An 11,414-nucleotide genomic window follows, 5' to 3' on the forward strand; every position below is an offset into this window, starting at 1 on the left:
GCGCATGTTTCATGTTCTGAACCCGGCACTTGAATACCCGTCTGCTGCGTCACCACGAATCCATACCGCCGCATACAGGTATCCACATGACTGCACCGATCAGCTTGGCCAGATCACTTGCGAATCGATCAGATACGCATCGATCAAGTACGAAGCGCTACCTGGTCCAGTCGGTCGGCCTGCTGCTGACACTCATGCTACCGATGTTGGGTACGGCGGCGCCATTGACGACGCAAATGCTGGACAGCGGCTGGCAGTTCCGCCTCGCCCCCGGCGACAGTCATGCCACGGTTTACCCGAAAGCCGCTTTGTGGCAACTCGCTACGGTGCCGGGGACGGTGCAGACCGATCTGATGGCGGCGAAGCTGGTCGCCGATCCGTTCTACCGCGATAACGAAACGCAGATCCAGTGGGTCGGCCTATCTGACTGGCAGTATCGAACGTCCTTCAACGTCGACCATGCCACGCTCACGCGCCAACACGTCGAGCTGGTGCTGGATGGCCTGGATACCTTTGCCGACGTTTATTTGAACGGCAAGAAGCTGATCGCCGCCGACAACATGTTTCGTCGCTGGCGGGTGCCGGTGGCATCGCTGCTTCAGGAAGGCGCGAATACGCTGGAGGTGCGGTTGTACTCGCCGATCAAGCGGCTGCAACCGTGGCTGCTCAAACAGCCCTACGCGCTGCCGGGCGAGTTCGATTCGGCGTTCGGCGACGAGCCCAAGGGCAAACAGACGGCCAATTACATACGCAAGGCCAACTACCAGTACGGTTGGGATTGGGGTCCGCGTATCGTTACCGAAGGTATCTGGAAGGGCGTCCACCTGGACAGTTGGGATGCGACGCGTGTCGCCGATTTCCATGTGGAGCAGACGCACATTACCAAGTCGGCTGCGCAGGTCAGCGCACAGTTCGACATGGAGGCCGACGTCAGGGAGTCGCTTTACGTGAGCGTTGATGTGATCGGGCCGGATGGCAAGCCGGTGGGTCGCATCGAGCGCGATATCCATGTTAATCCCGGCAGCAACCAGGTCAGCCTGCCGCTGCGCATCGCTGCCCCTAAGCTGTGGTATCCATCCGGGTATGGCGCACAGGACATGTATACCTTCAAGGCCAGCATTCATGACGCCGCTGGTGAACTGTACGAAGCCCGGCAGGCTACTGGCTTGCGCACCATCGAATTGCGCCGGCAGAAGGATCAGTGGGGCAGGAGCTTCGAGTTTGTCATCAACGGCATCCCGGTTTTCGCCAAGGGAGCCAACCTGATTCCGTTCGACAGCTTCCCGACGCGCGTCACGGATGCGCAGATGCGTCATGTCCTGGCGTCCGCGCGGGACGCCAACATGAACATGCTGCGCATGTGGGGTGGCGGCTATTACGAGTCGGATCGATTCTACGAGATGGCTGATCGCCTGGGCATCATGATCTGGCAGGAATTCATGTTCGGTGGTGCGATACCGCCGAACGACGTGGCCTATACCGAGAACGTGCGGCAGGAAGCGATCGAGCAGGTCAAACGGCTGCGCGACCATCCCAGCATCGTGCTGTGGTGTGGCAACAACGAGGTGCAGACGGGTTGGGAAACCTGGTCCGATCGCGAAGCTTTCAAGAAAGCGATTTCGGCAGACGAGCGCGAGCGCATCGCCGCAGGCATGGTCAATCTGTTCGGCAATGTGCTGCGCAATGTGGTGACTCGCTACGACGTCGACGTACCGTATTGGGCCAGTTCGCCGAGCACCGATTACGACGGACCGGCCAATGTGCTCGGCGACGGCGACTATCACTATTGGGACGTGTGGTCGGGTGACGCCAAGCCGGTTACCGAGTACCTCAATGTCACGCCGCGTTTCCAGTCCGAATACGGCCTGCAGTCATTTCCGGTGATGCGCACCATCCGCGCGTTTGCCGGACAGGGCGATCTGGAGTCGGAATCGCCGGTGATGCGCGCCCATCAGAAATACGACAGCGGCAACGGCAACAAACGCCTGTTGCTCTACATCACGCGTAGTTATGGCGAGCCCCGCGACTTCCCGGCCTTTGTCTATCTCAGCGAGATCATGCAGGCCGATGGCATCCAGTTGGCTGCCGAGCACCTGCGTGCATCGCGCCCGCAATCGATGGGCTCGCTGTACTGGCAGCTCAACGATGTCTGGCCCGGCGCGTCCTGGTCCAGCATCGACTACTACGGTCGCTGGAAGGCGTTGCAGTTCCATGCCCGTCGTTTCTATGCGCCATTGCTGATCGCCGCACTGCGGAACGGTGGCACTACCACCGTTTCGCTGGTCTCCGATCGCACGACGTCGCTGGCTGCACATTGGCGCATGCGTGTGATGGATTTCGCCGGCAACGTGCTGAGTGAGCATGAGCAAGCTGCCACCTTGCTGGCGTTGACGAGCACCAAGGTTGCCAGCTACACCGATGCGCAGCTTCTGCAGAGTGCTGACCCGCATACGTCATTCGCCGTGTTCGAGCTTGTCGACGGCGATAAAGTCGTCTCACGCAATAGGGTGTTCTTCGACGAAGCGAAGAATCTGCAGCTGCCCGCGCCGCAGATTCGCACGCAGCTCCAGATAGCTGGGCAGGGCTACGCGCTGACGCTGACGGCAGGCAAGCTGGCGCGTGACGTGTGGGTTTCATTTGGCGATCACGATGCCGAGGTATCCGACAACGCTTTCGATATCCTGCCAGGGCAGAGTGTGACCCTGGTGGTACGCAGCAAGGCCACGCTCGACGAACTGCAGCATGCGCTGCAAGTACAGAACCTGGCGGATGTGATGCGGAGGGCAGTGAACTGATGCCAGTACCATCGGACGACATCTCCCTCGCCATGCCGACGCGTCGCGACATCCTGAAATGGTCTGGTGCGGCGGTGGCCTGGGGCGTGGTGGCGGCCCACATGCCGAACATGGCTACGGCGGCCACGTTGTCGCCGCCGTATGTCAGCAAACGTCCGCCGGTGGGCAAGCGCAAGTTTGTCAGCGCCGCAGTGGAACGCCAGCTGGCAACGGTGAAGTCGGCCATCGCTGATCCGAAGCTCGCCTGGATGTTCGAGAATTGCTATCCGAACACGCTGGATACGACCGTCGAACTCGGGAGACTCGACGGCAAGCCGGACACGTTTGTCATCACTGGCGACATCGACGCCATGTGGCTGCGCGATTCGTCGGCGCAGGTAGTTTCCTATATTCCGTTGGCGAAGAACGATCCCGCCTTGCAGCGACTGTTCCGTGGCCTGATACGGCGGCAGGCACGCTGCATCCGGATCGATCCGTATGCCAACGCCTTCATGCCCGATCCGCATGCGCCGCCACTGATCTGGGCGCAGCATGACAGCACCGACATGAAGCCCGGTATCGGTGAGCGCAAATGGGAAATCGATTCGCTGTGCTATCCGATCCGCATGGCCCATGCCTACTGGCAAGCCACGGTGGATACCGAGCCGTTCGACGACGACTGGCGCACGGCGATGCGGCTCGTGCTCCAGACTTTCCGCGAGCAGCAGCGCAAGCGCGATCGCGGGCCTTATCATTTTCAGCGCACGTCCGAAGTGCCGACCGAGACCCAATTCCTCGACGGTTATGGCAACCCGACGCGTCCGAACGGCATGATCCATTCGATGTTCCGTCCGTCGGACGACGCATGCGTGTACCCGCTGTTCGTGCCGGCCAACCTGTTCGCTGTGGTCAGCCTGCGCCAGCTCGCGCAGATGAGCCGCGCGCTCCATCACGACGATGCGTTTGCCTCGGACTGCGAGGCGCTGGCGACTGAAGTCGAGCAGGCCGTACACCGGGATGGTCGCATGCACGATGCCGACGGTCGCGCGTACTGGGCCTATGAAATAGACGGCTTCGGCAATCAGCTGTTCATGGACGACGCCAATGCGCCAGGCCTGCTCAGCTTGGCTTACCTCGGCTGCTGCGATCGCGAGGATCCCGCATATCGCCATACCCGCGAGCTCGTGTGGAGCGCGCGCAATCCATATTTCTTCAAGGGCAGGGCCGCCGAAGGCATCGGCGGTCCGCATGAAGGCCTGCGCATGATCTGGCCGATGTCCATCATGATGTACGCGCAAAGCAGCGACGATCAGACGCAGATCCGTCAGTGCCTGACATGGTTGCGCGACACCGATGCGGGAACCGGCTTCATGCACGAGGCGTTCGATCAGGACGATCCATCGCGCTTCACCCGCGGCTGGTTCGCCTGGGCGAACACCTTGTTCGGGGAACTCATCGTCGATGTGTATCGCAAGCATCCCGAGCTGCTGCGCGGCTGAATGCGCAAGCGGCATCCGCAGCCTGCGGCAGCGATACCGGGAGCGATTTCGAGTGCACCAACGTACTTTTCGCGACGCAACGGAAATTCTAAATAAATATAAGTTAATCAATATGTTGTGTGTCTTGAAAATAAATTTGGATCGTGACAAATTTTCGATTACAGTCGCGGTATGGATCTCTGACCCAGTTTCGCCACAACGGTTGGGTGCGCTCAGCACATGATCGGGACGACCACTCACCCCGAGCCTGTCGCGGGCGCTTCCGCCTCCATCAATCACAGCGTTCAATTCACGGAGAAGCCCGCATGGTGTCCCGCCGACAATTCCTGCAAGGCATGGGTGCGCTTGCCGTGCTGGGTAGTCCGCTACCGGCCTTTGCCACGCGGTTTGCAGATGCCACGGGCGTACAGAAACATGCGGGTGGATTGTCACCGCTAGCCGGTGGTGTATCGCAATATGTCGATCTGTTTATCGGCACCGGTGGTCACGGTCACACCTATCCGGGTGCATCGATGCCATTCGGCATGGTGCAGCTGAGCCCCGATACGAATGACGCGGGCTGGGATGCATCGTCGGGCTATCACCAAGCCGACGGCTCGATCATGGGCTTCTCGCATACGCATCTGAGCGGTACCGGTGCGGCCGACATGCTCGATGTGCTGGTAATGCCGGCGCAGGGTCCGGTCTTGCTGCAGCCAGGCGCGCGCGGCTTGCCGGATGTGAATTACCACTCGCAGTTCGACGGTGCGCCGGGTCCCGGGCCGCAGCTTACGGCGAACAGCAAGGCGCAGCCTGGCAACGGTTACCGTTCACGCTTCGATCGCGCGTCTGAGCACGCACGGCCCGGCTATTACACGGTACGCCTGACCGATCACGATATTCTTGCGGAACTGACTACCAGCATGCGCGCCGGCATGCATCGCTACACGTTCCATGGCAAGGGCGATGGCCATCTGCTGGTGGATCTGGCGCACGGTTTCCATGACGACTATAAAACGCCCTGCAAAGTCACCGATGCGCAACTGCGCGTAATCGGCAATGACACCTTGGTGGGCAGCCGCCACGTGCATCAATGGGCGGATGGTCGGCATATCTATTTCGCGATGAAGGTGTCGCGTCCGTTCTCGCAGGCGACGCTGTATTCGGAAGACGCCGCGGCGCCCAATGGCACTAGCGAACTGAAGGGCACGCATCTGAAGGCAGCGTTGCATATCGACGATGTCGCGCGCGAGCCGGTGCTGGTGAAGGTCGGCATTTCCGCCGTGGACATCGACGGCGCCCTGCGCAATCTGGAAACGGAAATGCCCGCCTGGGATTTCGACCAGCTGCAGCAAACAGTAGCTGAAACGTGGGAGCGCGAACTCAGCCGCATTCGCGTCGAAACGTCCTCGAGCCGCGACATGCGTGTGTTCTATACCTCGCTGTACCACACGATGCTGGCGCCGACGTTGTTCAGTGATGTCGATGGCCGCTATCGGGGCATGGATCTGAAGATCCACCAGGTGCCGGAAGGCCAGAACAACTACAGCACCTATTCGCTGTGGGATATCTATCGCGCGCAAGCGCCGCTGCTGACGCTGTATCAATCCGAGCGCGTGCCGGATTTCGTCAATTGCCTGGTGCGCATGGCCGAGGAAAGCCCGGAAGGCCCGCCGGTGTGGCCGCTGCAAGGCGTCGAAACGGGCTGTATGATCGGCTACCACTCCGTGGTGCTTATTGCGGAAGCGCAGGCCAAGGGTTTTACCGGCATTGATTACGACAAGGCCTGGCCGATCTATCGCAAGCGCGCGATGGATGACGACTATCGCGGCCTGCCTCATTACCGCAAGCTCGGCTACATCCCCAGCGACAAGGATTGGGAAGCGGTCAGCAAGACGTTGGAATACGCCTATGACGATTGGGCGGTCGCGCATCTGGCCGATGCGGCGGGCGAAAAGCAATTGGCCGAAACACTGCGCCAGCGCTCGCGCAACTATCGCAATGTGTTCGACAAGAAGATGAACTTCGTGCGCCCGCGCGGTGTGAATGGTGAGTGGCTGGAACCGTTCGATCCACGCGGCATGGGCCATTCAAAACAGTGGCGCGACTTTACCGAATCCAATTCCTGGGAAGCCACCTTCCTCAACCAGCACGACCTGTACGCCTATATGGATTTGTTTGGGGGCCAGGACGCGTTCGAGCGCAAGCTGGATGAGCTGTTCACCACCAGCTCCAAGTTGCCGTCGGATGCGCCACCGGATATCGCCGGCATGGTTGGCCAGTATTCGCACGGCAATGAGCCTGGCCATCACATGGCGTATCTCTATGCGTACACGGGCTCGCACTACAAGACGCAGGCGCGCGTGCGCATGCTGACCGTCACCATGTATCCGCCGGAACCCGATGGCCTGGCCGGCAACGAAGACTGCGGCCAGATGAGCGCGTGGTACATCATGAGCGCACTGGGCTTGTATTCGGTCGATCCGGTCAGCACCAACTATGTCTTCGGCAGCCCGTTGCTGGACAAGGCGGAGATCGACCTGGCCGGCGGCCGCAAGTTGGAGATCCGTACCATCAACAATGGCCCGGACCATCCGTATATCCAGTCCATGACGTGGAACGGCAAGCCATGGACGCGCAGCTGGATCAGTCACTCCGAACTGGTTGCTGGCGGCACGCTGGAGTTCCACATGGGTGCTACACCGAACCGGCAATTTGGCGCCGATCCGGCGGATCGTCCGCCCGCCTTCGGCATGCCGGCTACTGCGGCGGTTTCCGTTGACGCGGCATAAGTACCACGCAGACAGGTACGCGAGTTTCGACTCGACGGCGACGAAGTGATGCCGGCGCGGATACAGGATCATGCGTGCTTCTCTGAGACGGCGAGCATCGCCGTCTCAGAGAGCCGTCATTCCGCCTGAGCGCATTGCCACGTGCTTCCGTGGCTGTCCAGCCAGTTCCCTAGCGGCAGGTGACCTGGCTGGCTCATCTTTTGGAAGATCAGCCACCGGCCACGTTGAATAGCTGAAATTCGCGAATGCGCGCCGTGCAAACACTGGACAGAATATTCAGGCGAACCTTGGTGGTGGTCGCCGGCGCGAAGCGATCGATCTTCATGTGACCGATGGCTTCGGCTTTGGCCACGGGCGTCCATGTATCGTGGGCCCATACTTCGATCGCGTACTTCTGCACGCATTGACCGTCGTTAAGCCACTCCATGGTGAGGGCATGATCGATGGTGACGGGTTTCGCGAAATCGACTTCAAGCGTCGCGTGATGCGAGCCTTCCGCTGCTGACCAGAAGGTATCGGGATTGCCATCCAGGGCCGCCGAGGCATTCGTGTCGGTGGCGGCATGCTGCCGGGCCAGATCCTTGTCGATGCCGTAGCGTGCTTGAAGCGCTGCACCGAATTCCTTGAGGCGCGCCACGTCGGCATCGGGCAGTACGCCGTGTCGATTCGGTGCGATGCCCAGCATCAGCTGGCCACCGCGTCCAACGCTGTTTTCCCAGATGTCGACCAGCTCATCGACGCTTTTCAAGGTCTTGTCGCTATCCGGATGCCAGAACCATTGCAGTGTGTGCAACGGTGTATCCACTTCCACCGGACGCCAGCGCAACTCGCCGTGGCGGTCGATCGCATTCCAGTTTTCGTCGTGGATATGGCCGTCTTCGCTTCCGACCCAGCGAATGTCGCCGTAGTCGAACAGGGCCACATCGGCGAAAACCATCGTGTTCGACTGGTAGGTCCTCAGCTCTTCGATATATTTCTTGAAATCGTAGACATGGCCTGCGCTGCCGGCACCGTCCAGCCACCATTCGGTCAGTGGTCCATAGCTCTGGACCAGCTCATCCATCTGCGCGAGATAATATTTATCGTAGGCCGCTGCATCGGCATAGCGCGGCTCATGACGGTCCCACGGCGACAAATAGATGCCGAACCCCATGCCTTCCTTGCGGACGGCTTGCTCCGTCATTTGCACCAGATTGCCCTTGCCATCCATCCACGGGCTGTTTTTGACGGAGTAGTCGCTTTGCTCCGTCGGCCACAATGCAAAACCGTCGTGATGTTTGGCGACCAGCACGAGATACGTGGCGCCAGCGGACTTGGCGGCGCGAGCCCATTGCGCCGGATCGACATGGTCGGGATTGAATACCTTGGGACTGGCCGTGCCATCGCCCCATTCACGGTCGAGGAAGGTGTTGGTGCCAAAATGCACGATCACGCCGAATTCCAGATCCTGCCAATGCACCTGCTGCGGCGATGGCTTGATATCGACGAAATTCTGCGCCAAGGAAGCGCTGGTGACACATGTGATACCGGCCGCGAAGGCGAAGATGATGCGTAAACCTATCCGCATGTTTTCTGGTCCTGCGTTGATGTTTCCCTGGTTGATGTCGAACCTCAGCCAAGGCATCAGGCACTTGGCATGGCTGATTCGTGGCGGGCCATCGCTCAGTCGGGACGAGCGGCGGCCCCGAAGTGCATTGCGTCGGAAATTTCCTTTGTCGCGCGGTGGAGTTCGGCGATCACGTCGTCCATGGTGGTCCGCGCTTCGGTTAGCCGCGCGATGAATGGAATGGTGAGCGCGCACACAGCGCGCCCATGTTGCAGCACCGGCGCGGAAAGATCGGTAACCGCATCGACGACTTGGCTCGGCTCGCTGGCGTAACCACGTTCGCGCAGTTTGACCAGCAGCTTGGTCAGCTTCTTGCGGTCCAGCGTCGGCTCGTATTTGACGATCATGTCCAGCCAGCGCTCACGCACCGCATCGTCCTGGAAGGCGAGCAACACGTGACCCGACGTGGATTGGGACATGGGCCGACGGTGCCCGACACGCACGACCAGGGCGATCTCGCCCGGCGGGTCCACACGGGTGATCACCACGATCTGTTCGTGCGAGGGCACGACCAGATGGCATGCCTGTCCACTGATGTCCGCCAATTGGTGCATGACTGGCAGCGCCGCTTCGATCATGCTTTTTACTGGTGGCTGCTCCATGCCCAGGCGGAACAGCCGCGTGGTGACCGAATAGCCGGAGTCGCCCTCGCCACGCGTGATGTAGTCACGCTCTTCGAGTACCAGCAGCATGCGAAAAATTTCGCCGCGCGAGCGACCGACACCTTCGGAAATCTCGGCGATGCTTAGCGGCTTGTGGGCACCCGCCAATAGCTCGAGTATGTCCAGCCCTTTGTCGAGCGCGGGCGCGCGGTATTTGGGGGTCTCAGTCGGCATGACTTTCCTTCCGTTGTAGCGGCAGCTTGCCGCCTGTAGTACGACGCCTTCACGTATCTTGCCTTGACGATCAGGCGAATATGTTGCGGCGCGTCTTGTCTTGCAGGTGAATAATCATTTCATATTTGCACATGTCGGTCATGCCGTCACGCTGGTTCCGCAATTCGCGCTCGTGCGCGCCGATGGGAGAAGAGGGTGGCTGTGCAGACGTTTTCAGAAGACCACACCATGCCGATGGCCGGCGCTGCGCCAACCGACCGCCCATCCTGGTTGCCACTGATCCTGGTCGTCAGCCTGTTCTTTCTCTGGGGTGGCGCGAACAATCTCAACGATGTGCTAATCGCGCAATTCAAGAAAGCGTTCGTACTCAGTGATTTTCGTGCCGGGCTGGTGCAGAGCGCGTTCTACCTCGGCTACTTCCTGGTCGCGATGCCGGCGGGCATGTACATGCGTCGCTTCGGCTACAAAAGCGCCGTGGTATTCGGGCTCGCGCTTTACGGTGTGGGTGCGCTGTTGTTCTGGCCGGCCGCGGCGTCGTCCATCTATGGCCTGTTTCTGGTCGCCTTGTTCGTGATTGCCGGTGGACTGGCCTTTCTGGAGACATCGGCCAATCCCTTCGTCACCTTGCTCGGCCCGCGAGAAACGGCGACGCGTCGGCTCAACCTGGCCCAGGCCTTCAACCCGCTGGGTTCGATCGCGGGCATCCTGATCGGCCAGCATTTCATCTTTTCGGGGGTCGATCATTCGTCTGCACAGCTGGCGGCGATGAACGTCGCGGCGCGTACGGCCTACTACGCCACCGAGACGCGAGCCGTGCAATGGCCGTATCTGGTCATCGGTGTCGTGGTGTTGGGTTGGGCGATGCTGATCCTGCTCACACGCTTTCCAAGGACGACGGCGACCCACGGCGCGTCAGCAGCGGCGGGCGGGGGCGGGGTGCTGCGCACGTTGCTGCGCGACCGACGTTTCGTCGGTGCGTTGTTCGCGCAGTTCTTCTACGTCGGCGCGCAGGTAGGTGTGTGGAGTTACACCATTCGTTATGTGCAGGCCACGATGCCGGGTACGTCATCCAGGGATGCCGCCAATTTCCTCACCGCGGGGCTGGTGTGTTTCATGGTGGGGCGTTTTGCGGGTACCGCGCTGATGAAGTATCTGGCCCCGGTGCGGTTGTTGATGGCGTTCGCCGCAGTGAACATCGCACTGACTCTGTTTGCCGTGTTCCAGCCGGGCAGCCACGGCGCCTATGCGCTGGTGGCGTGCAGCTTTTTCATGTCGGTGATGTACCCGACGGTGTTTGCCCTGGGCGTGGAAGGACGCGGCGACGACGAGCGCAAACTCGGTTCGGCGTTGCTCGTCATGACCATTATTGGCGGTGCTGTGCTTACCGCGCTGATGGGGGCGGTATCCGACCTGAGCAGCATGGCGTGGGCGATGACCGTGCCGGCGTGCAGTTTCATTGTGGTGCTGTTGTTCGCCTGGCAGCGACGTCTCCATCCCATGGAGGGAAGCGGCTGATGCTACGTCATTACTATGCGCTGGATTTGCGCGACGATGCCGCCGCCATAGCCGAATACGAGCGCTTGCATCGACCGGAAAATGTCTGGCCGGAGATCATCGCTTCGATCCGTGCGTCGGGGATTGAGGAGATGGAAATCTTTCGTACCGGGAATCGGTTGGTGATGGTGGTGCAGGTAGCGGATGGCTACGACGCATCGGCCACGCGCGATGCGGACGATTCGAAAACGCAAGCGTGGGAGGGGCTGATGGATCGCTATCAGCAGCGCTTGCCGTGGGCTGAGGCAGGGCAGAAGTGGGTGCCCATGACGCGCATTTTTTCGCTGATGTCGATGGAATGAGCACAGCGAATCCCGACATGGTTGGCAGGCATATCTCGTGCTGATTCGCGTCGAGATTCAACCGGGTTTCGT

The 11,414-nt window shown here is 60.5% G+C and carries 7 protein-coding genes; 5 read left to right on the plus strand and 2 right to left on the minus strand.

Translation table 11 applies throughout. The features are described 5' to 3' along the window. Positions 1 to 194: 194 nt before the first annotated feature. The 3 genes from B0E50_RS09285 to B0E50_RS09295 all read left to right on the plus strand — a co-directional run bounded on the left by B0E50_RS09285 (position 195) and on the right by B0E50_RS09295 (position 7,044). The gene (locus B0E50_RS09285; protein WP_139350820.1) at positions 195 to 2,795 is read left to right on the plus strand and encodes a glycoside hydrolase family 2 protein; all 2,601 of its coding nucleotides are present in this window, start codon (positions 195 to 197) and stop codon (positions 2,793 to 2,795) included. Positions 2,796 to 2,827: 32 nt separating this feature from the next. After that, positions 2,828 to 4,273, plus strand: coding sequence for a glycoside hydrolase family 125 protein (locus B0E50_RS09290; RefSeq protein WP_077440933.1), 1,446 nt, complete (start codon positions 2,828 to 2,830; stop codon positions 4,271 to 4,273). Between the two features lie 305 nt (positions 4,274 to 4,578). Continuing rightward, complete coding sequence (locus tag B0E50_RS09295) at positions 4,579 to 7,044, plus strand: GH92 family glycosyl hydrolase (protein WP_077440934.1); 2,466 nt, start codon at positions 4,579 to 4,581, stop codon at positions 7,042 to 7,044. A 208-nt stretch (positions 7,045 to 7,252) separates the two neighbouring features. On the opposite strand, the gene B0E50_RS09300 is transcribed toward B0E50_RS09295, so the two are convergent. Then, on the minus strand, positions 7,253 to 8,545 hold the full coding sequence (locus B0E50_RS09300; RefSeq protein ID WP_254427237.1) for an alpha-L-fucosidase: 1,293 nt from the start codon (positions 8,543 to 8,545) through the stop codon (positions 7,253 to 7,255). Positions 8,546 to 8,706: 161 nt separating this feature from the next. Then, the gene (locus B0E50_RS09305) at positions 8,707 to 9,486 is read right to left on the minus strand and encodes an IclR family transcriptional regulator (protein ID WP_077440935.1); all 780 of its coding nucleotides are present in this window, start codon (positions 9,484 to 9,486) and stop codon (positions 8,707 to 8,709) included. Positions 9,487 to 9,714: 228 nt separating this feature from the next. On the opposite strand from B0E50_RS09305, the gene fucP reads away from it, so the two are divergent. Both fucP and B0E50_RS09315 read left to right on the plus strand, forming a co-directional pair. After that, the gene (gene fucP, locus B0E50_RS09310; RefSeq protein ID WP_077440936.1) at positions 9,715 to 11,001 is read left to right on the plus strand and encodes an L-fucose:H+ symporter permease; all 1,287 of its coding nucleotides are present in this window, start codon (positions 9,715 to 9,717) and stop codon (positions 10,999 to 11,001) included. Beyond that, positions 11,001 to 11,342, plus strand: coding sequence for an L-rhamnose mutarotase (locus B0E50_RS09315; RefSeq protein WP_077440937.1), 342 nt, complete (start codon positions 11,001 to 11,003; stop codon positions 11,340 to 11,342). Before fucP ends, B0E50_RS09315 begins: the two co-directional genes overlap by 1 nt. Positions 11,343 to 11,414: the final 72 nt, after the last annotated feature.

This window comes from Rhodanobacter sp. C01, assembly GCF_002001045.1.
GTDB lineage: Bacteria > Pseudomonadota > Gammaproteobacteria > Xanthomonadales > Rhodanobacteraceae > Rhodanobacter.